Source organism: Xanthobacter sp. NM-59 (genome assembly GCF_021401125.1).
In the GTDB taxonomy this organism is placed as follows: Bacteria; Pseudomonadota; Alphaproteobacteria; order Rhizobiales; family Xanthobacteraceae; genus Xanthobacter.
In genome coordinates this window covers 196,833-221,211 of sequence record NZ_JACBFQ010000004.1, presented here as the reverse complement: position 1 = coordinate 221,211, position 24,379 = coordinate 196,833, and the positions used below count along the sequence as shown (strand labels likewise).

18 protein-coding genes are annotated in these 24,379 nt (G+C 67.0%); 11 read left to right on the top strand and 7 right to left on the bottom strand.

Going from position 1 to position 24,379, the window contains the following annotated elements; all coding sequences use genetic code 11:
- Positions 1-16: 16 nt before the first annotated feature.
- A complete protein-coding gene (locus L0966_RS10535) occupies positions 17-919 on the top strand; it encodes an MBL fold metallo-hydrolase (RefSeq protein WP_234051929.1) in 903 nt (300 codons plus the stop codon).
- Positions 920-1,232: 313 nt separating this feature from the next.
- Here the strand turns inward: L0966_RS10535 and dxs are convergent, their stop codons facing one another.
- From dxs to L0966_RS10520, 3 genes are all read right to left on the bottom strand, one after another.
- Entirely contained in the window at positions 1,233-3,164 is a 1,932-nt protein-coding gene (gene dxs, locus L0966_RS10530) for a 1-deoxy-D-xylulose-5-phosphate synthase (protein ID WP_234051850.1), read from the bottom strand.
- Between the two features lie 181 nt (positions 3,165-3,345).
- Positions 3,346-4,350, bottom strand: a complete 1,005-nt coding sequence (locus L0966_RS10525) for a rhamnan synthesis F family protein (RefSeq protein ID WP_234051849.1) — start codon at positions 4,348-4,350, stop codon at positions 3,346-3,348.
- Positions 4,351-4,356: 6 nt separating this feature from the next.
- Positions 4,357-5,229, bottom strand: coding sequence for a glycosyltransferase family 2 protein (locus L0966_RS10520; protein ID WP_234051848.1), 873 nt, complete (start codon positions 5,227-5,229; stop codon positions 4,357-4,359).
- A gap of 246 nt (positions 5,230-5,475) precedes the next feature.
- Between L0966_RS10520 and L0966_RS10515 the strand changes: the two genes are divergently transcribed.
- Complete coding sequence (locus L0966_RS10515; protein ID WP_234051847.1) at positions 5,476-6,690, top strand: hypothetical protein; 1,215 nt, start codon at positions 5,476-5,478, stop codon at positions 6,688-6,690.
- A 7-nt stretch (positions 6,691-6,697) separates the two neighbouring features.
- A complete protein-coding gene (locus L0966_RS10510; RefSeq protein WP_234051846.1) occupies positions 6,698-7,288 on the top strand; it encodes a protein-S-isoprenylcysteine O-methyltransferase in 591 nt (196 codons plus the stop codon).
- Between the two features lie 313 nt (positions 7,289-7,601).
- Here L0966_RS10510 and L0966_RS10505 read toward each other — a convergent pair whose 3' ends face one another.
- Positions 7,602-7,892 carry an exodeoxyribonuclease VII small subunit gene (locus L0966_RS10505; protein ID WP_234051845.1) on the bottom strand — a complete coding sequence of 97 codons (291 nt, stop codon included), beginning with the start codon at positions 7,890-7,892 and terminating at the stop codon, positions 7,602-7,604.
- A 131-nt stretch (positions 7,893-8,023) separates the two neighbouring features.
- Here L0966_RS10505 and L0966_RS10500 point away from each other — a divergent pair, with 131 nt between their 5' ends.
- From L0966_RS10500 to L0966_RS10475, 6 genes are all read left to right on the top strand, one after another.
- Entirely contained in the window at positions 8,024-9,175 is a 1,152-nt protein-coding gene (locus L0966_RS10500; RefSeq protein WP_234051844.1) for an ATP phosphoribosyltransferase regulatory subunit, read from the top strand.
- A complete protein-coding gene (gene hisG / locus L0966_RS10495; protein ID WP_234051843.1) occupies positions 9,172-10,170 on the top strand; it encodes an ATP phosphoribosyltransferase in 999 nt (332 codons plus the stop codon). The genes L0966_RS10500 and hisG overlap by 4 nt, the downstream gene beginning before the upstream one ends.
- Before the next feature lie 118 nt (positions 10,171-10,288).
- The gene (locus tag L0966_RS10490) at positions 10,289-11,101 is read left to right on the top strand and encodes a sulfite exporter TauE/SafE family protein (RefSeq protein ID WP_234051842.1); all 813 of its coding nucleotides are present in this window, start codon (positions 10,289-10,291) and stop codon (positions 11,099-11,101) included.
- A gap of 120 nt (positions 11,102-11,221) precedes the next feature.
- Complete coding sequence (pepN, locus tag L0966_RS10485) at positions 11,222-13,852, top strand: aminopeptidase N (protein WP_234051841.1); 2,631 nt, start codon at positions 11,222-11,224, stop codon at positions 13,850-13,852.
- Between the two features lie 199 nt (positions 13,853-14,051).
- The gene (locus tag L0966_RS10480) at positions 14,052-14,345 is read left to right on the top strand and encodes a hypothetical protein (RefSeq protein ID WP_234051840.1); all 294 of its coding nucleotides are present in this window, start codon (positions 14,052-14,054) and stop codon (positions 14,343-14,345) included.
- A gap of 110 nt (positions 14,346-14,455) precedes the next feature.
- Positions 14,456-15,415 carry a LysR family transcriptional regulator gene (locus L0966_RS10475; protein WP_234051839.1) on the top strand — a complete coding sequence of 320 codons (960 nt, stop codon included), beginning with the start codon at positions 14,456-14,458 and terminating at the stop codon, positions 15,413-15,415.
- 50 nt (positions 15,416-15,465) lie between these two features.
- Here L0966_RS10475 and fae read toward each other — a convergent pair whose 3' ends face one another.
- The gene (gene fae / locus L0966_RS10470; protein ID WP_234051838.1) at positions 15,466-16,005 is read right to left on the bottom strand and encodes a formaldehyde-activating enzyme; all 540 of its coding nucleotides are present in this window, start codon (positions 16,003-16,005) and stop codon (positions 15,466-15,468) included.
- A 389-nt stretch (positions 16,006-16,394) separates the two neighbouring features.
- Between fae and L0966_RS10465 the strand changes: the two genes are divergently transcribed.
- Together L0966_RS10465 and L0966_RS10460 are read left to right on the top strand one after the other, a co-directional pair.
- Positions 16,395-18,722 carry an ATP-binding protein gene (locus L0966_RS10465; RefSeq protein WP_234051837.1) on the top strand — a complete coding sequence of 776 codons (2,328 nt, stop codon included), beginning with the start codon at positions 16,395-16,397 and terminating at the stop codon, positions 18,720-18,722.
- Between the two features lie 34 nt (positions 18,723-18,756).
- Positions 18,757-20,430 (top strand): serine hydrolase, encoded by a 1,674-nt coding sequence (locus L0966_RS10460; RefSeq protein ID WP_234051836.1) that lies wholly within the window; start codon positions 18,757-18,759, stop codon positions 20,428-20,430.
- Between the two features lie 70 nt (positions 20,431-20,500).
- Here the strand turns inward: L0966_RS10460 and L0966_RS10455 are convergent, their stop codons facing one another.
- Positions 20,501-21,406, bottom strand: a complete 906-nt coding sequence (locus L0966_RS10455; protein ID WP_234051835.1) for a universal stress protein — start codon at positions 21,404-21,406, stop codon at positions 20,501-20,503.
- A gap of 98 nt (positions 21,407-21,504) precedes the next feature.
- Positions 21,505-24,240, bottom strand: coding sequence for a cation-transporting P-type ATPase (locus L0966_RS10450; protein ID WP_370640700.1), 2,736 nt, complete (start codon positions 24,238-24,240; stop codon positions 21,505-21,507).
- Positions 24,241-24,379: the final 139 nt, after the last annotated feature.

Genomic DNA, 24,379 nt, shown 5'->3' with positions numbered 1-24,379 from the left:
GTCCGGTGGCGGAAGCATCGCCGCCACCGGAGCACCTGTATTCGCTCGGCCTGGGTCCACCCTGCGCATTCTGGAACCGGCCCCGCATGTGCTGGCCTTCTATGACGGCCGCATCGCGGGCACGCGCCTGCACAGCGCTGCGGAGAACTGGCTCGACGATGGCGCCTATACGCTCGGCATCGCCTCCTATGCGGTGATCGATGGGGAAGAAGCGCTGGTCTACGACCCGCACATCTCGCTCATCCACGCCCGCCTCATCCGTGAGTCCCTGGAGGCCCGGGGGGTGCGACGGCTACGGCTGGTGCTGAGCCACTGGCACGACGACCATGTGGCGGGCAATGCGGTGTTCGCCGATGGCGAGATCATCGCCAGCGCGGAAACCGCCGAGCTGCTGGCAGCCCACCGGGCGCGGCTGGAACGCGGCGACCCGCCCATCAAACCTCTGGTCATGCCCAACCACATCTTCCACGGGCGCCAGGACATTCAGGTCGGCGGCATTCCGGTGCAGCTCCATCACCTGGACATTCACAGCCGCGACGGGGTCGTGGCCCTGCTGCCCGGCGGCGTCCTGCTGGCCGGAGACACGCTTGAAGACCCCATCACCTATGTGGACGAGGCCGACCGGCTTGCGATCCACCTTCGCAATCTTGATGCCCTCGCGGCCCTGGGCGCGACGCGCATCCTGCCCAATCATGGCGCGCCTGAGGTGATCGCCGCCGGTGGGTATGGGCCGGAGCTGATCGAGGCCACCCGCCTCTATGTGGAACAGCTGCTGCGTGTGAAGGCCGAGCCCGAGCTGGCGACGCAGGACCTGCGCACCTTCGCCGCCGCAGCATTCGCCACCGGCGCCATCACTTATTTCGAGCCCTATGAGGCAGTGCACCGGCGCAATGTTGCCGCCGTTCTGGAGCGCGGGTAAGGGCCAGCGAAGGGAAAGCTCTTGCTGGCCTCAAGCCTCAGGGGGAATGCCCCTGGCGGATTAAGCCGCAGCATCTCTTCGAGCGCTCGCGAGCCGGGCGGTCACCGCTCGGCGTGCAGCAAACGCGTCAACTCAATGACTTGGACTTCTCTTTGCTTCGCTGAAGCAAGGACAGCGCTGGCGACCCATTCCACAGCTGCGCTGGACAGCGGCACCAGCTCCGAGCCACCCGATTGCGCCGCGCACGCAACCGCCTCTTCCCTCAATGCGAGCTGCCTGTCGTGCGTTGGCACGGCCGAGCCGCCGCCGGCACTCAGCCGGCCCGCGACAGGCCCCGGCCCGTGCGGCCGGCGCCCAGAACGGCTTCGGCCTTGGAGACAATGGCATCCGCATCAAGGCCCGCCTCGGCGAGCTGGCGCGCCTGGCTGTCCTGGTCGATATAGATATCGGGCAGCGCCATGGATCGTACCTTCAGATCGCCATGGTCGAGCATGCCCTCGTCGGTCAGCAGCTGGAGCACGTGGCTGCCGAAGCCGCCAACCGCCCCCTCTTCCACAGTGAGCAGCACCTTGTGGCCGGCAGCCAAACGCAGCAGCAGATCACGATCCAGCGGCTTGGCGAAGCGGGCATCGGCCACGCTCACCTTGAAGCCCTGCGCCTCCAACCGTTCGGCCGCCTTCAGGCACTCGCCAAGGCGCGTGCCCAGCGACAGAAGGGCAATGTCGCCCTCGCCTGAGCCTGAAACCAGCCGTCCCTTGCCGATGGGCAGCACTTCCCCACGATCCGGCCGCTCCACGCCCACGCCTTCCCCACGCGGGAAGCGTATGGCACAGGGGCCTTCGTCATAGGCCACGGCGGTGGCGACCATGTGGGTCAGCTCCGCCTCGTCGGCCGGCGCCATCAGCACCATGCCCGGCAGACAGGCCAGGAAAGCAACATCGAAGGCGCCTGCATGGGTGGCCCCGTCCGCCCCCACGAGGCCCGCGCGATCGATAATGAAGCGCACCGGCAGGCCCTGCAGGGCGACGTCATGCACCACCTGGTCGTAGCCGCGCTGGAGGAAGGTGGAGTAGATGGCGCAGAACGGCTTGAAGCCCTCGGTCGCAAGCCCGGCCGCAAACGTCACCGCATGCTGCTCGGCGATGCCGACATCGAAGGTGCGGGCGGGATGCGTCTGTCCGAACAGGTCCAGCCCCGTTCCCGAGGGCATGGCGGCGGTAATGGCCACCACTTTCTCGTCACGCCCGGCTTCCGCGATCAGGCTTTCGGCGAACACGCGGGTGTAGGAAGGCGCGTTGGACTTCGCCTTCTGCTGCGTGCCGGTGAGGACGTCGAACTTGACGACGCCGTGATACTTGTCGGCGCTGGCCTCGGCCGGGGCGTAGCCCTTGCCTTTCTGGGTCACCACGTGGACCAGGATCGGTCCGCGCTTGGCGTCGCGCACATTCCGCAGCACCGGAAGCAGGTGGTCGAGATTGTGCCCGTCGATGGGGCCCACATAATAGAAGCCCAGCTCCTCGAACAGGGTGCCGCCGGTCCAGAATCCGCGCGCGAACTCCTCCGCACGCTGGGCGCCGCGCTCCACGAACTTGGGCAGGCGACCGGCGAGCTGCTTGCCGATCTCCCGCAGCGACAGATAGGTCTGCCCGGAAATGAGCCGAGCCAGATAGGCCGACATGGCCCCCGTTGGAGGCGCGATGGACATGTCGTTGTCGTTGAGGATGACGATGAGGCGCGAATCCATGGCGCCCGCATTGTTCATGGCCTCATAGGCCATGCCGGCGGACATGGCGCCGTCGCCGATCACGCACACCACATTGCGGTCCCCGCCCGAAAGGTCCCGCGCCACCGCCATGCCGAGCCCGGCCGAGATGGAGGTGGAGGAATGGGCCGCGCCGAACGGGTCGTAGACGCTCTCCGAGCGCTTGGTGAAGCCGGAAAGGCCACCGCCCTGGCGCAGGGTGCGGATGCGGTCGCGGCGGCCGGTGAGAATCTTGTGGGGATAGCACTGGTGCCCCACGTCCCAGATGAGCCGGTCGTGGGGGGTGTTGAAGACGTGATGCAGCGCAACCGTCAGCTCCACCACGCCAAGGCCCGCGCCCAAATGCCCGCCAGTGACGGACACCGCATCGATGGTCTCCGCGCGCAGTTCGGCCGCAAGCTGGGAGAGCTTCTCCTGGGGCAGGCGCCGCACGTCGGCGGCATCCTTGATGGTATCGAGCAACGGGGTCTTCAAAGACGTCACGGAACCACTCCGCGCCGGACCCGCCGGCGACAAGCGAGGCTTACACAGGGAAATGATACGGCGCAACGCGCGGCATTAACCATTAGACCTGTGGCCTGCGCAACTTCTCGTGCCCCCATGAGGCGGCTTCAAGGCACGCGAGCCTCGGCCACGCCGTCGCTCGCCAGCTTCGCACCGCGGCTCAGAAAGCCAGCAGGGCAGCCGCCCGCAGGCCCAGCGACCCCAGATGCAGCTGCACCTCATCGGGCTCGAAGCCATATTGGGCCAGATGCCCGCGCCAGTCCTTCAGGTCGACGCCCGAGGGATTGTCGCGCAGCAGCTGGACCTTCACAAAGGGCAAGCCCGCGGCATTGAGGCGGCGCCAGTCCTTCATGGTGGGGTTGTCCTTATTGCGAGGGGCATAGAAGACATCCACACGATTGCCTGCGGCTTCCAGCGCGCTTTCCAGCTTCACCTCGTAGGAGCGGATCACCTCGTCCTTGTCGACCAGGGCCCGGACGGAGTCGAAAAAGGCGCGGGTCTGCGGGCGGGCCAGGGCTCCGGACTTCAGGACGAAGAAATAGCTTTGGAAATGAGGCTCGATCTGGTTGGAGCCGGTCGCCGCGACCACGTCGGCGGTGCTGGCCTTCACATAGTCCGCGAACGCCGGGAACAGGCCCGGAGAGTGATAGACGCTGTCGTTCGCGAACCAGAGGGCGGAGGTCTCCCACAGCCACGGCCACAGCCGCAGCACGGCAGTCCAGGCGGCGAAGTCGAGGCCATGGTTTTCCCGCACCACCACCGCATCGACGACATCCGGCCCGGGGTCCTCGCAGCACAGGTCGGTGCGCTCAGTGGTGGCGATCAGCACCACGCGGCACCCAGTGGCCCGCAAGCTCCGGGCATAGCTGACCAGATGCGGCCACAGCCGGCCGTCGGGGCTGTAGGTCACCAGCAGGCACACCGGCCCCGGCCCCTCCGACAGGGGGCGGCGCACCACGCAACGCTGGGCCTCCACCTCGGTATCCTCGGTGTAGAGCGGGGCCGAGGCTGAACGGGGCATCATCCCAAGCAGGGTGAGAACCTTGCGAAGGTTTCGCTGCGGATTGCGATGCACCAGGATCTTGCCGGCGGCGGTCAAAAGATGACGCGCCACGCGACGGCGATCGATAACGAGCTCTTGCCCGGATGTGCGATCAAGGGTCATTTCGAATCACTTCAAGGTTGGCACGGGGATCTGGTCGAATAAGCCGCGCAACTTGCCGGCCCGTACCGCGACCCGATGGGGATTGAGGAGCAATCCAGCCAGAAGGCAGCCCCCGAGGAGCTTCAGCACCATGCCGGCGATACCGCGTCCGCGCCCGTATTTCGTGCGGACATAGCGCTCGGATTGCTGCTTGAACCGGTTGATGGCGAAGGTCTGGGCGAAGCTCGGCGTGGATGAGCGCCCGCCGCTGTGAACCGCCTGCGCAGCAGCAACGACGGTGATCGGCATGCGCCGCGCGCGGGCGCGCAGGGAAAGATCATCGTCTTCATGATAAAGAAAGATGGCCTCGTCGAACCCGCCCAGGGAGAGGAAGGAGGCCCGCGCCATCATGAAGGCGGCGCCGTGGAGGAAGCCGGTGCAGTAGTCGCCGGCAATCTCCCCCGCCTTTAGCCGGGCGCGGCGCGGCACCTGGTCTAGAATGGTACCCTGCTTGCGCATCAGCCGACCATTGTCGCCGATGATGGCGGGCATGAGGATGGCCTCGTCGCCATAAATGCCGGCAGCCTCGAACAGCTGATCCACCGCATCGGGGGCGAGCGCGGCGTCGGGATTGAGGAACATCACATAGGGCGTAGCCGCCCGCCGCGCACCGGCATTGCAGGCGGCGCCGAAGCCGGCATTGCGCCCCATGTCCACCACCTCGGCCGGACGGGGAAGGCTCGCGCGCCACGGCGTGCCCTCAGGGCTCGCATTGTCGACGATGATCACGTCGCAGCCATCGGGCACGCTCGCGACCGCGCGGGCAATGACGGCGCCGCTATTATAGGTCACGAACACCACAGTAAGCCGCGGCGTGCCGACGTTAGGTGTGGCGGACAATGGACGGCCTCGGTTCTGAGCCGGCGACATTCCACAAGGCGAGACCACCGGCCGGGCATTTCCTTGCCCTTTCCCCGCCTTGAACACAAGCCTTCGCTGCCCGCCGACGACCCGTGCCCCAACCCGGCCGAGCCGGTTTAGCGCTTAACAAAACGTAAAAATCCTCTAGAAGGCGCCCGCATGCGGGACGGTTCCAGCAGCCGCGAAATGCGCCGGCACTTCTTTTTCGCGGCGGGGTACCACCCCATGACCGTCGACGACCATTTCCGGGTGTTTGGCCGCGAGCTCAAGCGGTTCGGCTCCGTGTGGTCGGTCGAGACGCGCTGCCTCGACGCGGCCCCGCAGGCCACCCCCACGGGCGCCCTCTGGCGGGCGCGGGCCGCCGGCCCCGGCTGGGAAACACAGGCCAATTTCGAGATCCTAGCCTGGGATGATCTCGCCCGCGCCGACATGGAGCGCTCGGCATGGTCCCACCTCAAGGGCCAGATCAGCACCATCGCCGACATGATCACGAGCGGCACGCTGGCCCGCTATTTCCGCTCCAGCCGGCGCTACGGCATCTTCTTTCTCCTCACCTATTTGATGCTGGCCGCGCTGTGGGGCACCGCGCTCGCGCTTGGGCTGGAGGTGGGGCGAGCGCTGGTGCCGCTCACGGGAACCATGGGGGCCACGGTTGCGGGTGGAGCGCTGGCCCTCGCCTGCGGGCTGCTGCTGATGCGCTGGCCCGGTCGGCGGCTGCACCTCAAGCAATCCCTCGACCTCGCTGAATTCTCGGTCGATTTCGCCCATGGCCGCCATCCGGAGGTGGATGCGCGGGTGGCCGCCTTCGCCCGGCGCATCGCCGATGTGGCGGCGCGGGACGATGTGGATGAGGTGGTTGTCGCCGGCCACAGCCTGGGCGCCATGCATGCCATCTGCGCCCTAGCGGCGGCGGTGGAGGCGGACCCGGCCTTCGGCCAAAAGGTGCCGGTGCGGCTGCTGACCCTTGGCAGCACCACCGCCAAGTTCGCGCTGCATCCGGCTGGGGAAAGGCTGCGCCGGGCGGCGGCTCGGCTCGCGGCGGCGCCCGCCATCGGCTGGCTCGAAATCCAGTCCCGCGACGATATCGTGAGCTTCTACAAGGTGAACCCCGTCACGCTGGAACGGGCGACGATGGTGGCGCACAACCTGCGGCCGGGGGATTTCTCCACCCGCCCCCTGCTGCGCCATGTACCCATCCGCGACATGATCACCCCCGCCACCTACCGCCGTTTCCAGCTGGACGTGATGCGACTGCACTGCCAGTGCTTCCTGGCCGGCGACAAGCGGGCGCCGCACGACTTTTATGCTTATGTGTGCGCGCCGGTGCGCTTCGATGCCCTGGCGGCGGACACCGGCGGCCTTCTGGCCTATCTGAACGAGGGCGGCCAGCTGCGGCCCTCCGCTCAGGGCCCGGCCCCGCGAGCTTCCTCGAACCCCTGAGAGCGTGATGACCCTTCTCGCCTTTTCCAAGATCGCATGGGCGATCGGCGTGGTGTGCTGGTACGTGCTGCGCATCCCGTTCGAGCGCAAGGCGCGCCGCATGAAGGTGACCAACGCCCGCCACCGCAACGCGCGAGATATGACGCTGCTCACCATCTCCACCCTGGGGCTCGGCATCACGCCCGGCATCTACGCCCTCACCGGCTGGCCGCGCTTCGCCTCCTATCCCATCACCATGGTGCAGGTGGTGGCGGGCGTCCTGGTGTTCCTGGCGGCCCTTTGGCTGTTCTGGGCCACCCACAAGGCCATCGGCCGCTATTGGTCGGTGACACTGGAAATCAAGGAAAAGCACGAGCTGGTCACCACCGGCGTCTATGGCCAGGTGCGGCACCCCATGTATTCCGCCTTTTTCATGTGGGCGCTGGCGCAGGCGCTGCTGCTGCCGAACTGGATCGCGGGCCCCGCCGGACTGGTGGGCTTCGGCATCCTGTTCTTTTTCCGGGTGGGACGGGAAGAGCAGATGATGCGCGAGGCCTTCGGCGCGGAATATGACGCCTATGTCCGCCGCACCAAGCGCATCATCCCCGGCATTTATTGAGCTTCGGCACTGGGCGGGAACAAACGGTGATGCGGACGGTGTCAGCGATTCGGTCCCGCTGCGTTCCCGCTTTCCACTCAGCCTCGTCCCATATGGGGACACCGATCCCTTGAGCCGGGCACGAAGCGCGAACCGGCTATAAAAAGTGATTCGTCCCGCCTTCGTTCGCGATCCGGACCCACGGCGCGAAAACGGTGTCCCATTCCGGCACGGGCCCGAAAACCGGGAACAGGACCGGAACTGGGAGCGGACAGCGATTCGGTCACGGCCCGTTCCCCCTTTCCTCCCGCCCCTGGTTCAAAACGGGACGCGATCAGGCCTCCGGATCGAGAGGCGCCAGACCGGCGGGGCGCCCCTCGGCGTCGCGGGTAATGGTTTCGACCCGAGCTTCCGCCTGCTTGAGCAAGGCCTCGCAGCGCTTTTTCAGCGCCTCGCCGCGCTCGTAGATGGCGATGGATTCTTCCAGCGGCACGTTGCCCTTTTCCAGGCTCGCGACGATTGCCTCCAGCTCCGCCAGGGCCTGCTCGAAGGAGAGGCTGGCCACATCCGCCGCCTTCCCCGTCTTCGCACCCTTGGGCGCGCCGCCCGTTCCTGCCTCGACCATGGCCGTCTCCCTCCAATTTCCCGCGCCGCCACCATAGCTGAAGCCAGCCTCCACCTTGAAGCGGCCGCGACGGGGTGGCCCTGCCGCGCCCCCTTTGCTAGAAGCCCAGCATTCAGATGGAAAGTGGAACCATGTCCGCCGCGGCGCCCGCGTCCCTCCCTGTGCACGACCCCCGCATCCTCGAAGAGGCCCTCATCGCCCGCTTCGATGCGGCCGGCTATGTGCGCCTTGATCCGCCCATCCTCCAGCCGGCCGACGTGTTCCTGGACCTGTCGGGCGAGAGCATCCGCCGGCGCATGTTCCTGACCGCCGACGCGGAAGGCCGCGAGCTGTGCCTGCGGCCGGACCTCACCATTCCCGTGGCCCGCGCCGTGCTCGAACATCAGATGCCGCTGCCCGCGGCGGTGAGCTATCTGGGGCCTGTCTTCCGCTTTCGCGGCGAAGGCTCCGGGGAATTTCGCCAGGCCGGCGTGGAATCCTTCGGCCGGACGGATATCGAGGCAGCGGACGCGGAAATCCTCGCCCTCGGGCTTGACGTGTGCACGCTCTACGGCGTCGAGCAACCGGAGATCCGGCTCGGCGATGTGGGCCTGTTCAGCGCCCTGCTGGAAGCCCTGCCCCTGGCCCCGGCCCTGCGCCGGCGCCTGTTGAAGGATTTCGGCCAGGGCCGACTCGGCGCGGACTTCACCCGCCCCGCCGCCGGTGACACGACCACCGCCCATTCCGGCGTGCTCAACGCCTTGGCGGGGGCCGACCCGGAAGCCGCCCGCGCCCTCATCACCGATCTCCTCTCCATCGCCGGCATTTCCACCGTCGGCGGGCGTACCGTCTCGGAAATCGCCGAGCGCTTTCTGGAAAAGGCCTCGCTGGAGGCTGACGGCCTGCCCCAGGAAACGGCGACCGTCCTCACCCGCTACCTCTCCATCACCGGCCAGCCGGATGCGGCATCGGCGCAGATGCGCGCGCTTGTGGAGGATGCGGGCATCGACCTTGATCCTGTGCTCGACCTGTTCGACCGGCGCACGGGCTTCCTGACCGCCCACGACGTGAACCTCGCGGACGTGCGCTTCTCCACGGCTTTCGGGCGGCCGCTCGATTATTACAGCGGCATGGTGTTCGAGCTGCACGACCCCGCCGGCCGCGCTGGCGGCGCCCTGGTGGCGGGTGGGCGCTATGATCGCCTGCTGCCACGCCTCGGCTCCTCGTCGGAGGTGACCGGGGTTGGCCTTGCCGCCTGGGTGGAACGCCTCGACGCCCTCACTTCCCGCGGGACCCTGTCATGACCGCTTCCAGCCCGCTCATCCTCGCCGTACCGTCCAAGGGGCGCCTGCAGGAGAACGTTCACGCCTTCTTCGCCCGCGCCGGCATGCCGCTGACCCAGGCGCGCGGCGCCCGTGAATATCGCGGCGCGCTGGCCGGCGTGGACAATGTGGAGGTGGCCTATCTCTCCGCCTCCGAGATCGCCGCCGCGCTGGCGTCCGGCACCGCCCACCTGGGCGTCACCGGCGAGGATCTGGTGCGGGAGAACATCCTCGACCCGGATACCCGCGTCGCCCTGCTGGAGAAGCTGGGCTTCGGCTATGCCAATGTGGTGGTCGCGGTGCCGCAAGCCTGGATCGATGTGCGCACCATGGCGGATCTGGACGACGTGGCCACCCACTTCCACGGCCGCACCGGGCGGCGGATCCGCGTGGCGACCAAGTATGTGAACCTCACCCGCGGCTTCTTCGCCCGCTCCGGCATTGTCGACTACCGCATTGTGGAGAGCGCCGGCGCCACCGAGGGCACCCCCGCCTCGGGCTCGGCCGAGCTGATCGTGGACATCACCACCACCGGCAGCACGCTGGCGGCCAACGGCCTCAAGGTGGTGGATGACGGCATCATCCTGAAGTCCGAAGCCAATCTCGTCGCCTCGCTCACCGCGCCGTGGAGCCCACAGGCCCTGGCCGCCGCGCGCGCCATGTTCGACCGGCTGGGCGCGGAAAAGCGCGCCCGCACCAAGCGCGAGGTGCGCACCCGCTTTTCGAGCTGCGACGCCTCGCTGGTGGACGAAGCCGTGGCGCAGTTCCGCTGCGTGGCGCCCTTTGGCGGGCCGACCTCGTCGGGCATGCTCACCCTCCATTGCCCGCCAGACACGCTGCACGGCCTCGCCACCTTCCTGCGGGAGCGGGGCGCCAGCATGGTGACGGTCGCGCCCATCGAATACGTGTTCGCCTCGGACAACCCCCTTTTCGGGGCCCTGGAAGCGCGGCTTGGCGCGAAGCAGGCTCTCGGCTGAACCCAATGTGCGACGACTGGGCGCCCCCGAGGCGCCCAGTCTGCACCAGATGGCCGATGCGTGCAGCCGGCTTCGATGTCATGCTGGAGCTTAGCGTGTCATCGGGAAGAGCCCAGCCATGAATGCCCGCCTTGCGGCCCCTCAGCGTGCTTGGCCCCGCCTCCTGGGCGCGTTTGCCGGGGGCGGAAGCATCGGGGCGCTGGGCGGGCTCATTGGCCTTGGCGGCGCGGAATTCCGGCTGCCGCTGCTCATCGGCGCGTTCGGCTTCGGCGCCCTGGAAGCCGTTATCCTCAACAAGGCCATGAGCCTCGTGGTGGTGGCCTTCGCCCTGCCCTTCCGCATGTCCACCGTGCCTTTGTCCGCGCTGGCGGCGCACTGGGACATCATCCTCAACCTGCTGGCGGGCAGCCTCATCGGCGCGTGGCTCGGGGCCGGCTGGGCGACGAAGCTGGCCTCCCGCACCTTGTTCCGGGTGATCGCGGTGATGCTTGGCATCATCGCCGTGGTACTGGTGTTGCTCCATGATCCGGACGGCGCGCAGGTGCCTTTCCACGGCGGCGCGCTCATGATGCTGGGCACGATTGCCGGCTTCGTCATCGGCATTTTCGCGTCGTTGCTGGGAGTCGCGGGGGGCGAATTGCTGATCCCCACGCTGGTTCTGCTGTTCGGCGCCGACATCAAGCTGGCGGGCAGCCTGTCCCTCGCCATCTCTCTGCCAACCATGCTGGTGGGCTTTGCCCGCTACAGCCAGGATCGCAGCTTCGCGGTGCTGGGGCGGAACAAGGCATTCGTCGGCATCATGGCGATCGGCTCCATCGCGGGAGCGTTCATGGGCGGCCACCTGCTTGGGCTCGTGCCCTCCTCTTTGCTGCTGCCCGTTTTGGGCGTGATCCTGCTTCTGTCCGCCATCAAGGTCTGGCGCCACGGCTGAGGGGCGCGGCGCGGCTTTCCTCCGCCACGATCGCGCACTACTCTTGCCGGCCGAAGCGCACCGCGGGTTGCGCCCTTGCGCAATCCCCCCATGCCCCGGTGCCGACAGGAGCCCAGTTCCATGCGTGATGCCGAGCCGCAGCCGATCCGCCTTGCTGATTACCGACCGCCGGAGTGGCTGGTGGATAAGGTGGATCTCGATTTCGCGCTGCATCCCACACAGACCCGCGTCACCGCCCGCCTCGCCCTGCGCCGCAACCCGAAGGGCACGGCCGACGCCCCGGTGGTGCTTGAGGGCGACGGCCTGACCCTGTTGCGGCTCGCGATCAATGGCGAGCCGCTCGCCGGCACCAGTTTCGAGGCGACGCCGGAGCAGCTCACGCTCGCCCACCCACCGGCTGACAGCTTCACGCTGGAAATCGAGACCCTGGTGGACCCCACCGCCAACACCCAGCTCATGGGGCTTTACCGCTCGTCCGGAAACTACTGCACCCAGTGCGAGCCGGAAGGCTTCCGCCGCATCACCTATTTCCCCGACCGGCCGGACGTGCTCGCCGTCTACACCACCCGCATCGAGGCGGAGAAGGACGAGGCGCCGATCCTGCTCTCCAACGGGAATCTGGAGAAGAGCGGGCCCATTCCCGGCACCAACCGGCATTACGCGGTGTGGCACGACCCGTGGCCGAAGCCCTCCTATCTGTTCGCTCTGGTGGGCGGCAAGCTCGCCAAGGTGGCTGATCATTTCGTCACCGCCTCCGGCCGGCCGGTGGAGCTCGGCATCTATGTGGAGGAAGGCAAGCAGGATCGCGCCGGCTATGCCATGGACGCGCTGAAGCGCTCCATGCGCTGGGATGAGGAGGCGTTCGGCCGCGAATATGATCTCGACGTGTTCAACATCGTCGCCGTCTCCGACTTCAACATGGGCGCGATGGAGAATAAGGGACTCAATGTCTTCAACGACAAGTATGTCCTCGCCAGCCCACAGACCGCCACCGACGCCGATTATTCCGGCATCGAAGGGGTCATCGCCCATGAATACTTCCACAATTGGAGCGGCAATCGCATTACCTGCCGCGACTGGTTCCAGCTGTGCCTGAAGGAGGGCCTCACCGTCTTCCGCGACCAGGAATTCTCATCCGACCAGCGCTCGCGCCCGGTGAAGCGCATCGCTGACGTGCGGGCGCTGAAGGCTGCGCAGTTCACGGAGGATTCCGGCCCGCTCTCCCATCCGGTGCGTCCGCAGACCTATCGCGAGATCAACAACTTCTACACCGCGACAGTCTATGAAAAAGGCGCCGAGGTGGTGCGCATGCTGAAGACCTTGCTGGGCGAGGATGGGTTCCGCGCCGGCATGGATCTTTACTTCAAGACCCATGACGGGGAGGCGGCCACCATTGAAGACTTCCTGGCGGCGTTCGCCGAGGCCACCGGCCGCGACCTCTCCCAGTTTGCCCTTTGGTATGAGCAATCCGGCACGCCGGTCCTGACGGTGAAGGGCACCTACGACGAAGCCGCCCGCACCTATCGCCTTGACGTTGCGCAATCGATTCCGCCGACCCCCGGCCAGCCCACCAAGCAGCCCATGGTCATTCCGCTGGCGCTGGGCCTTGTGGGACCGGATGGCAATGACATGCCGCTGACCCTCGGCAACAGGGTGGTCGAACGCGGCGTGCTGGAGCTGAAGGCGGCCGAGCAGAGCTTCGTCTTCACCGGCATCGACGCCCGCCCCGTGCCCTCCCTCAACCGCGGCTTTTCCGCCCCGGTGAATGTGGTGAGCGATCTTTCCGCCGATGATCGCGTCTTCCTCGCGGCCCATGACGCGGACCCCTTCAACCGCTTTGATGCGTTGCAGGGCCTTGCGCTGGGCCTGCTGAAGGAGGCGGCCCGCTCGCATGCCGCGGCCGAGCCCGCAGCCCTCACCGGCGCGGCGCGCGGCCTACTCGCGGACAAGGCTCTCGATCCCGCCTTCAAGGCCCAGGCGCTGGCACTGCCGGGGGAAGGCGAGGTCGCGCGCGAGCTCGCAACCGACGTCGACCCGGACGCCATCTACGCCGCCCGCAAGACGCTCAAGATCGCGTTGGGCACCGCGCTCGCCGACGGATTCGCGCAGACCTATGGCGCGCTTTCAAGCGCCGGCACCTTCACCCCGGATGCCGCCTCCGCCGGCCGGCGCGCGCTGCGCAATCTCGCCCTCGACTATCTGGCGGTTGCCGGATCAGCGGAAGGCATCGCGCGGGCGGCGGCTCAGTTCGAGCAGGCCGACAACATGACCGACCGTCTCGCCGCCCTGGCCGTGCTGGCGCAGCATGACGTGCCCGAGCGTGAGCGGGCGTTGGCCGCCTTCTACGAGCGCTTCAAGGCGGATGCCCTGGTCATCGACAAGTGGTTCATCCTGCAGGCGCAGATCGCGGCGCCCGACACGCTGGAGCGGGTGAAGGGGCTGATGGAGCACCCGGCGTTCTCGCTGGGCAACCCCAACCGGGTGCGCTCGCTCATCGGCGCGTTCGCCGCCGGAAACCCCACCCAGTTCAATCGCCCCGACGGCGCCGGCCATGGGTTCGTGGCTGACGTGGTGCTGACGCTGGATCCGAAGAACCCGCAGGTCGCCTCCCGCCTGCTGTCGTCCTTCAAGACCTGGCGCCAGCTGGAGCCCGTGCGCCGCGCCAGTGCTGAGGCGGCGTTGCGCCGCGTGGCGGAGACGCCGGGCCTGTCCGCCGACGTTTCCGACATCGCGACCCGCGCCCTCAGCTGAAGGCACATCGGTAGCTGAGAAACCAGGGACGGCCCCTTTCAAGGGGGCCGTCCGCACAGACGCAAGGCGTCCCGCATTGCTGCCGAAAACGGCATAAAGTCATTCGAACGTCACGCATTATCCCGCCGGCGTTCGAGGCCTAAATCTCCCTCATCGAAAGCGGCTCAAGCGAACCGCAGCAGAAAAAGGGAGAAGACCCATGCGTACCCTCACCATCGCGACCGTGACCCTCGCCGCATCTCTGTCGTTCGCCGGCATTGCCAGTGCGGATGAAGGCATCTCGCGCGAGAATGCCGAGTCTGCGGCCGTCGCCGCCCAGTCCTGGCAGGAAGCACACGAGCCCCGCTCGGCCGCGTCCGACACTGCGCTTGGCTACAGCACCCAGGCCTCGCACCGCGCCCAGCAGATCGACGCCATCTTCAGCCAGCCTGCGCACCCGAGCAACGATGCGCTCTTCCTCGACCAGGGTGACCGTGGCCTGGGCACCAACTGATCTGGCGCTGCACGAGCGCGTGCTTATCTGTTGAACAAGATGCGCCCGGCACCTGCCGGGCGCCTCAAACGGGGCCAACATGGGGGGAGGCCCTTCAAGGAACGCGACCCATGGCCAGGTTCGATGATGTCGAGGTGTTCGTGCGGGTGGTGGAGCGCGGCAGCTTTCACGGCGCCGCCCAGCAACTGGGTCTGCCTGCCACGTCTGTGAGCCGCAAGATCAAGGCTCTGGAAGAGCGCCTCGGCGTTCAGCTGCTCCACCGCACCACGCGCCGGGTATGGCCCTCAGACGCGGGGCAGGCCTATTACCAGCGCTGCGTCAGCGCCGTGGCCCTTCTCGATCAGGCCGACGCCCAGGTGCGGGCCCTGGCCCAGGAGCCGGAGGGGCCGCTGAAAGTGCTGATGCCCCACTCCACGGGCATCCTCTTTCTGGAGCCGGAGCTTGGAGCGTTTCGCGCCCGCTATCCAAAGGTCCAGCTCCACATCACCCTGGACAACCACGCCCTCGACCTGGTGGAGCACGGCTTTGACCTCGCGGTGCGGCACGGGCCGGTGCGCGATTCCAGCTATCACGTCCGCGCCCTCGGCCTCTCCCCCCTGCATCTGATGGCAAGTCCGGCCTATCTGGCAGAGCACGGGCGCCCCACACATCCGCGGGAGCTCGCACAACACGAGCTCATCGGCATCCGCTCCGCGCCCGGGCCGCTCATGTGGGCCCTGGAGGGGCCCGGCGGCGGCGTCGAGCTGAAGATCGAGCCGCACCTTGTGACCAACGACCCCGTTCTCGCCATGCGCCAGGCCCTCTCCGGCGGCGGCATCGCGCTGCTCTCCCATTGCCTGAGCGAACGCCGCATCGAGGCCGGAGAGCTGGAAATCATCATGCCGGACTGGGAACGCCGCGAGCCGCTGGAAACGGTCGCCCTGTTTCCCGCCCGCGCCACCTTGGACCTGAAGGTCCGGGTGTTCCTCGATTTTCTTGCGGAAATCTTCGGCCGCCGGTTCCTCGCGGGCGCGGCCCGACCGTTGGGCGGCGCTCTGCCAGGCCATGCCCCCTCAGGGGGCGCGAGCTGAGCCAAATCTGCACCGCGCCGGCGGCCCGTAGGCGCCGGCGCGGCCGCGGCTCAGTATTCCACGATGCCGTCGAGCGCGTAGTGCTTCACGCTCTTGCGGTTGGCGATCAGCTCATCCGCCGTCGGCTTGCCGGTCATGGCACGGGAAATGGCGAGCTTCGTGGCCTCGTAATTGGTGCGATAGAGATCCGCCTTGTCGAGGTTCGGATCCTCCGGGCACCGGGGGTCGAGCCACACCATGATGATCATGCAGAGCTCGTCGGCCTGATCCTTCGGCAGGATACCCTCGCTCAGGCAATCGACGATGGCGTCGCCCATGGCGCCCTGCACCACGCCGCCGAGCAGCTCAACATATTCAGCGGACGGGATGGTGACCTTGCAGGTCATCATGGTCGCCGGACGCACCATCTGATTGAGGTCACGCACCACAAACATGCGCGTGTGCCCGGCCGACTGCCCCATCATGGAGGCGAACGCCTGCCCAACGGGCCCGCGCACGGAGCCGATCAGCACCTCCGGCATGGCGTCCGTGGCCTGCCCTTCCTTCGCCAGCACCGTGGCCTCGCCGGTCTTGAACCAAATGTCCGTCATGTCGTCTCCTCGCTTCCGGGTTCCGAGAACCACCGCTTCTAAAATTCTTTTCGCTTGAGGAAAATCTTTTTTCCTCACCCCCTTCCTGCCGCACAGGCGGGTTGACGCCCTATTACCTCCCCGGCGCTGCCCATCACTTGTCCCCGTTTTCCCCAACTGCATACCAGGGCTCCTCCAAGCCCCGAGAACGACTCTCCGCACGCGATTTTCGCCCCCGAAGAGCCCTATTTTTTAACTCTTGACACACCTCCGACCCTGGACAAATCACCCGCGATTCGATTCCAATGGTCACGATTCGGAGAGATGCGGCACGTCCCTCCAGATCGAGGACGTGGAAGGCTTGAGCTTAGGCCGCTCAAGGCTTCCGAATGACCCGAAGGAGACCGGCGATGGCACGCGCCAACGCTGCGAGCGTCGGCGCGCGCGACCAAGCCATTCGAGGTCTGGCAAGGTCGATCGCGCGCCCTGCCTACCAGCGCCTGCTCGACGCAGAGCCGGTCCTTCGCAGGATCGTCCCTGCATTGATCGTGACATTTCTGGTGGTGATCGGAGCTGGGGCCCTGGTGCAGGTCCACAGCCACCGCCTCACCGTGCTTGAGAACGCCAAGGACGACTTGGCGCTGCTCGCGCTCGCCACCGCAGAGGGGCTTACCCGCCAGCCCGGCAATCCGCTCGACCGCGCCGCCCAGGCGCTCGCGGACGCGCTGCCCCCGCGCGCCACCGATTCCGGCCGCCGCGTTTATGTGACGGACCAGAGCGGCCGCATCATCGCCAGCGCCCCCCGCTTGGAGCGCATGCCTGCAAGCCTCGCCGACATCATGGATCCGGCCCAACCGCTGGTCATCTTTGCCGAGCGCGCCGGAGTGCTGGAAGTGCCCATGGCACCTGCCGCGGGTGGCCAGACCATGCTCGCCACCGTGCGCAACCTGAAGGCACCCCTCGGCCAGATCGTCTATGTGCAGCCCATGGCCGACGCGCTCGCCGCCTGGTCGGACAGCACCACGCTCACCATCACCCTGTTCACCACCACCGGGGCGGTGCTCCTCATCCTCGGCTTCTCCTTCCACTGGCAGGCGAGCCGCGCGCGCGAGGCGGACCACATCTATGACACCGTGCGCCGGCGCATCGACACCGCCCTCAATCGCGGCCGCTGCGGCATGTGGGATTGGGACATGGCACGAGGGCGCATGTACTGGTCCGACACCATGTTCGAGATCCTGGGCCTGGAGCGGAAGGACGAGCTGATTTCCTTCGGCGACATCGCCAAGCTGGTGCACCCCGACGACGTCGACCTCTACGAGCTGGCCAAAGACCTGGCGGACCGCCCCGGCGCCGCCGTGGACCGGGTGTTCCGCATGCGCACCGCGCGCGGCGACTATGTGTGGCTGCGCATGCGCGCCGAAGTGGTGCAGCAGCAGGGCGAGGACGGCCCCCATCTGATCGGCATCGCCATGGACGTCACTGAAGCCCAGCACATGGCTGAGCGCACGGTGACCGCGGATATGCGCCTGCGCGACGCCATCGAGAGCATTTCCGAGGCGTTCGTGCTCTGGGACAGCCAGAACCGTCTGGTGCTCTGCAATTCCAAATTCCAGTCCCTGCACGAGCTGCCTGACGAGGCCATCCAGGCGGGTACCCCATTCGAGACCATCGCCTCGGTGGGCCGGCACCCCGTCACCCGCACCCCGCTGAAGCCCGAGGACAAGCCGGAAGAGGGCTCGCGCGCCTTCGAAGCCCAGCTTTCCAACGGCCGCTGGCTGAAGATCGCCGAGCGCCGCACCAAGGATGGCGGCTACGTCTCGGTGGGTACCGACATCACCACCATGAAGCGCCATGAAGAGCGCCTCATGGACAATGAGAAGCGCCTGATGGCGCTGGTGGCGGACCTGCGCAAATCCCAGCAGACCCTGGAGCACCAAGCCCAGCAGCTCGCCGAACTCGCGGAGAAGTACTCGGAGGAGCGCAACAAGGCCGAGGACGCCAACCGCGCCAAGAGCGAGTTCCTGGCCAACATGTCCCACGAGCTGCGCACGCCGCTCAACGCCATCATCGGCTTCTCGGAGATCATGGAAAGCGGCATGTTCGGCCCGCTGGGCTCGCCCAAATACGCCGAATACTGCACGGACATCAAAGGCTCCGGCACCTATCTGCTGGACGTGATCAACGACATCCTCGACATGTCGAAGATCGAGGCCGGCCGCATGCAGCTCGAAGTGGAGGATGTGGCTCTCGACGAGATCATCGCGGACGCCATGCGCGTCACCGCCGTGAACGCCGACGAGAAAAATATCGCCATGACGGTTGCCGAGAGCGAGAAGCTAAACATCAAGGGCGACCGGCGGGCGCTGAAGCAGATCCTTCTGAACCTGCTCTCCAATGCGGTGAAGTTCACGCCGGAGGGCGGCAAGATTTCCGTTCGTGCACGCATCAACGGCTCGGCGGCCGTGGTCGCCATCGAGGACAGCGGCATTGGAATAGCGCGCGACGCGCTGGCCCGCATCGGCCGGCCGTTTGAACAGGTGGAAAGCCAGTTCACGAAAACCCACAAGGGCTCTGGCCTCGGCCTTGCCATCGCCAAGTCACTGGTGGAGCTGCATGGTGGCGCCATGCGCATCCGCTCCAGCGAAGGTAAGGGCACCGCCGTCATCGTCCGCCTGCCGGTGAGCGGGCGCGCTGCGAATTCCAACGAGACACCGAAGCTCGCCGCGGTGATGTGATCGGGACACCCGCGGAGCACCATAGGGTCACCACATGAACCTGTTGCCGTTTCTTCGCCTGCCCCGCACCTTCCTTTCGCCCTGCCGCACCGCGCTGTTCGCAGGCGTTTGCATGACCGCCATCGCGTCGTCGCAGGTGGCGGCGCGGGCAGAAATGAATCTGGCCATCGACTCAAAGCTGCCGCCATCCGAATCCGTCGCGCTCGGCATTCCCAAGGGCCAGGTCGAGACCGCGATCGGAAAGCTCGACGACTTCGCCACTGCCCTGATGAAGCGCTCCGGCGTGCCCGGCATGGCCGTGGTGGTCGTGCGCGACGGCAAGACCGTCTATCTGAAGGGCTTCGGCGTCCGCAAGGCGGGCGAGAAAGACGCCGTCGACGGCGACACGGTGTTTCAACTCGCCTCGCTCTCCAAGGCCATCGGTGCGAGCGTCGTGGCGCAGCAGATCGGCACAGGGTCCGTGACCTGGGACACCCCAGTAAAGAAGCTGCTGCCCTGGTTCGCCCTGAAAGATCCGTGGGTCAGCGAGCATGTGACCCTGGCTGACCTCTACACCCACCGGTCGGGACTGCCCGACCATGCCGGCGACGAGCTGGAGGATATGGGCTTCGACCGCAGGCAGATCCTGGAACGGCTGAAGCTGCTGCCCCTCGCCCCCTTCCGGATCTCCTACGCCTATACGAATTACGGCGTCACCGCCGCGGGCGAGGCCGTCGCCACCGCCGCCCACAAGGATTGGGCCGAGCTTTCCGACGAGGTGCTCTACAAGCCCCTGGGAATGAGCGCGACCTCCTCAAGGTTTTCGGACTTCATGGCACGCGCGAACCGCGCCATCCCCCATGTTCGCGAGAATGGCGCCTTCGTCGCCAAGTACCAGCGCGACCCGGACGCACAGTCGCCCGCTGGCGGGGTGAGTTCTTCCGCGCGCGACATGGGCCGCTGGCTGTCATTCGTGCTCGGCAACGGCACGTTCGACGGCAAGGAAATCGCGCCCGCATCGGCCTTGCTGCCCGCCATGACGGCGCAGATCATCTCCACGCCGTCGGATACAACCACAGCGCGCCCCGCTTTCTACGGCCACGGCTTCGGTCTCAACATCGCGCCCTCGGGACGCGTCGTCATCTCACACTCGGGCGCATTCATGCTGGGCGCGGGCACCACCTTCGCGCTGCTGCCCTCGGAAAAGCTCGGCATCGCCGTGCTGACCAATGCGCAGCCCGTGGGCGCGGCCGAGGCGCTGGCCATGCAGTTCATGGACTATGTGCAGTTCGGCTCCATCACGCGGGATTGGTTCGCCGCCTATACGGGCCTGATGGCGCCGCTCTACCATCCACTGGGCGTGCTCAGCGGCCTTCCGGCGCCAACCAAGCCGGAGCCGGCCCAGAAGCTCGAAACCTATGCCGGCAGCTACACCAACCCCTATTTCGGCCCCGCTACCGTGTCCGTTGAGGGCGAACGGCTGATGCTCAGCGTCGGCCCCAAGCCTGAAACCGCCAGCCTGGGACACTGGAACGGCGACGTCTTTACCTTTGTGCCCTCCGGGGAAAGCGCGCCTCCCGGCACCGTGTCCGAGGTGACGTTCGCCGTGAAGGGCAAGAGCGCCTCCACGATGACCATCGAGTTCTTCAACGAGAACGGCCTCGGGACGTTCACGCGCCAGTCGACGCCCCGCAAGAGCGGCAAGTCGAAGGCGGTTCACCAGAAATAGGCCGGTTTGCGCATGCGGTCGCGGCGGGCATATTGGGGCCGCCGCGACTGGCCTTCAGGATGGAGCCCCGCTAGTCCTCAGAATCGGCAGCCACGGGAACCACCAGGGCATCACAGCTGAGGCCATCAAGAACAGACTTGGCCGTAGAGCCCACCAACAATTCCAGCAGCGCCCCCTTGCCCTCGGTGCCCAGCACAACGAGATCGGCCCGGAACGCCGTCACATATTGCTGAATGAGCCGGGCCGGGTCGCCTCGCTCCACCAGAACGTCCACCACCTGGCGGGGCGGAATTCCCACCTGGGACAGGAAGGCTTCCAGGTCGCGCGCCGCCAGCTCACCGAAAGCAGTGCGATAGCCCTGCGGGTCGCTCAGCAATCCATCGAGCGGCGGGTCGAACGCGTGGAACACGTGAAAGGGCGTGTCTGGAAAAAAGCCGGCGGTCGTGCGCAGGGCGGCCCGCGACGCGGGGGAGACATCGGCAGCCACCACGATGCCCCCATAGGGATGCCGCGGCCTCTGGCGCACTACCAGCACAGGCACCCGCGCCCGGCGCAAAACCTTGTCGACGGTCGCCCCCAGCAGGAACCGTCCGAGGACCTCATCGCGCGCGACGGCGGTAACGATAAGCCCGCAGCCGTGCTCCTCCGCCGCCTTCAGGATCAGCTCAACGGGATCGCCCGGCTCGACAATCGAGATGACCGGCACCGGTGAACCATCCAGATCATGCTGGAGCGCCTCCGCGACGATGCGGGCGGGTTCCGGGCCACGTTGCCATGACGGCAGATCCGCCAGATCGTTCACGCCTGCGGATGCGGGCACATCCTGGGCATCCAGGGCATGAACGACCACCAGTTCCGCCCTCCAGGCCCTGGCCAAGGCGACGGCGCGATCCAGCGCGCGGTCGCACCGGGCGCTGAGGTCGCTCGCGAGCATGATGCGGCGCGGCGTGCCGATGGTGTCCGGCTGTTGCGTCATCTCGATTTCCCCCAAATCGCGGCCATGTGACGTAAAACCGCCCTATGTCGCGCCCGCACCCATGGCGTGACCCGCGCGAGGCCACCACCGCATCGCCTTCAATCGGCCAAGCCGAACCGGCGCATGACCACCTTCTCGCCCTCGAGAATGGCCATGAAGATCACCCCCGCAGCGATGATGATCAATCCATCGGACAGTGTTACCGGGGTGGTGCCGAACAATTCATGCATGACCGGCAGATAGGTCAGCGCGAATTGCGCGGCAATGACGCCCGCCAGCGCCAGCAGCACCGCCGGCGTTCCCAGCGCACCCCGCCAGGTCAGCGAGGTCATGTGCATGAAGCGCACGTTGAACAGGTAGAAGATTTCAAGCACCACGATGGCATTCACCACCAGCGTGCGCGCCGTGGCCAGATCCCGACCTTCGCCCAGTGCGTAAAAGAAAATGGAAAGCGTGCCGGCGGCGAACAGGACCGAAACGAAGAACACACGCCACAGCAGGAACCGCGTCAGCAGTGGAGCATCCGCACGGCGGGGCGGGCGGCGCATCACATCCGGCTCGGCGGGCTCGAACGCCAGCACCAGACCCAGCGTGATGGTGGTGATGAGGTTGATCCAGAGGATCTGCGCCGCCGACATGGGCATGACGAAGCCGAATACGATCGCCGTGACGACGGCCAGAACCTCGCCGCCATTGGTGGGCAGCGTCCAGGCGATCACCTTGCGCACATTGTCGTACACGGTGCGCCCCTCATGCACGGCGGAGACGATGGACACGAAATTGTCGTCCAGCAGCACCATCTCCGAGGCCTCCTTCGCGGCCTCCGTGCCCTTGACGCCCATGGCCACGCCCACGTCCGCCTGCTTGAGCGCGGGGGCGTCATTGACCCCGTCGCCAGTCATCGCCACCACGGCGCCGGTGGATTGCAGGGCCCGAACGATGCGCAGCTTGTGTTCCGGGCTTGTGCGCGCGAACACGCTGGCCCGTGTCGCCAGTAAGGCGAGCTCCGCGTCCGAGGCCGCATCCACCTCGGCGCCCGTGGCCACCTCCAGGTGATCAGAAAGGCCGAGCTGGCCGGCGATGGCGGCGGCAGTGGCCGCATGGTCGCCGGTGATCATCTTCACCGAGATGCCCGCCGAGCGGCATTCGGCGATGGCATCGATGACCTCCGGCCGGGGCGGATCGATGAAGCCGACCAGGCCCAGAAAGCACAGGCCATCCACATCGGCAAAGCCGAGCCGCCCTTCCGCGACGCCCTGGGCCTGGGCCTTCATAGCGAAGCCGAGCACGCGCTCGCCCTTGCCCGCGGCCCGGGCGATGGCCTCGCTCCAATGGCCAGCGTCCAGCGCCTCGACGCCCGCCGCGCCGGCCTGCGTGCGGCAGCGGCCCAGCAGCGCTTCCGGCGCACCCTTCACGAACAGCACCGCGCCGCCGCCCGGATGGCGATGCCGGCTGGCCATGAACCGATGCTGGGCATCAAAGGGGATCTCGTCCTGCCGCTGCCATTCGGAGCGCAGATGATCGGGATCGAGCCCTGCCTTTACGGCAAGGGTCACAAGCGCCCCCTCCATGGGGTCCCCGCTCACGCGCCAGTGCCCGTCGGCATGGGCGAGGGCCGCGTCATTGCAGAGCAGACCGCAACGGATAAGCTCCTCCGCAGCCTCCAGGGCCGCCACATCATCGTCGGACCCGATCGCCTTGAAGGCGCCCTGCGGCGCGTAGCCAGAGCCATCGACCTCCAGCTGGTGGGTCGCGGTGACCAGACGGCGGGCCGTCATCTCGTTGCGGGTGAGCGTGCCGGTCTTGTCGGAGCAGATGATTGAGGTGGCGCCCAGCGTCTCCACCGCAGGCAGGCGGCGGATGACCGCCCGGCGCGAGGCCATGCGCTGCACGCCGATCGCGAGCGTGATGGTGATGACCGCCGGCAGCCCCTCGGGAATGGCGCCGACCGCGAGGGCCACCACGGCAATGAGGGCCTCGACCCAGTCATAGCCCCGCAGCAGCACCGCGAAAGCGAACAGCGCAATGGAGGCCAGGAAGGCGACGATGGTGAAGCCGCGGCCAAAGCTGTTGATCTGCTTCAGCAGCGGGGTCGTGAGCGGCTCGACCTTGGCGATGAGGGTGCTGATATGGCCGATCTGCGTGTCGCGGCCCGTCGCCACGGCGATGCCCGCCCCCTGCCCGGCCGCCACCAGCGTGCCTGAAAACGCCATGGAGGCGCGATCCCCCAGCGGCGCATCGACAGCGACGGAACCCTCGTGCTTCTCCGCCGCAACCGACTCCCCGGTCAGCATCGCCTCGTCGACCAGCAGGTTTCGGGCATGCACGAGGCGCAGATCCGCCGGCACACGGTCGCCGGCTTCCAGCAGCACCAGATCACCCGGCACCAGCTCGCGCACCGGAATCGAGGTGCGCACGCCGTCCCGCATCACGGCTGCATGGGGCGCGATAAGGTCGCGAATGGCACTCAACGCCTGTTCGGCCTTGCCCTCCTGAATGAAGCCCACCACCGCATTGACGCTCACCACCGCGACGATGACCACCGCGTCGATGGTATGGCCGAGTGCCAGCGCCGCGACGGCGGACGCCAGCAGGAAATAGATGAGGGCGTTATTGAACTGCGCCAGAAAACGAAAGATCGGGTTGCGCGCCGGCGCCTCCGGCAGGGCATTGGGGCCATGGCGCTCAAGACGATGGCGCGCCTCTTCGCTCGAAATTCCCGATGCGCCCGTGTCCAGCGCAATGAAAACTTGCGATGGCACCAGAGCGTGCCAGTCGGCGGTGCTGTTCTGCGAGGAAGAGGAAGCGGCCGAACGGTGGTCCTGATCTGCCAAGGTCAATGCACCTGCCCCTGATGACGGCATCACAAAGCGCGTGTGACGCCCCCATGGCGCGCCATTACTTGATCGAAATCAAGTTTACGCTGCGGAATATCATAGGGGAGGACGAGCCGGCCGGGCAAGCCATCCGGCA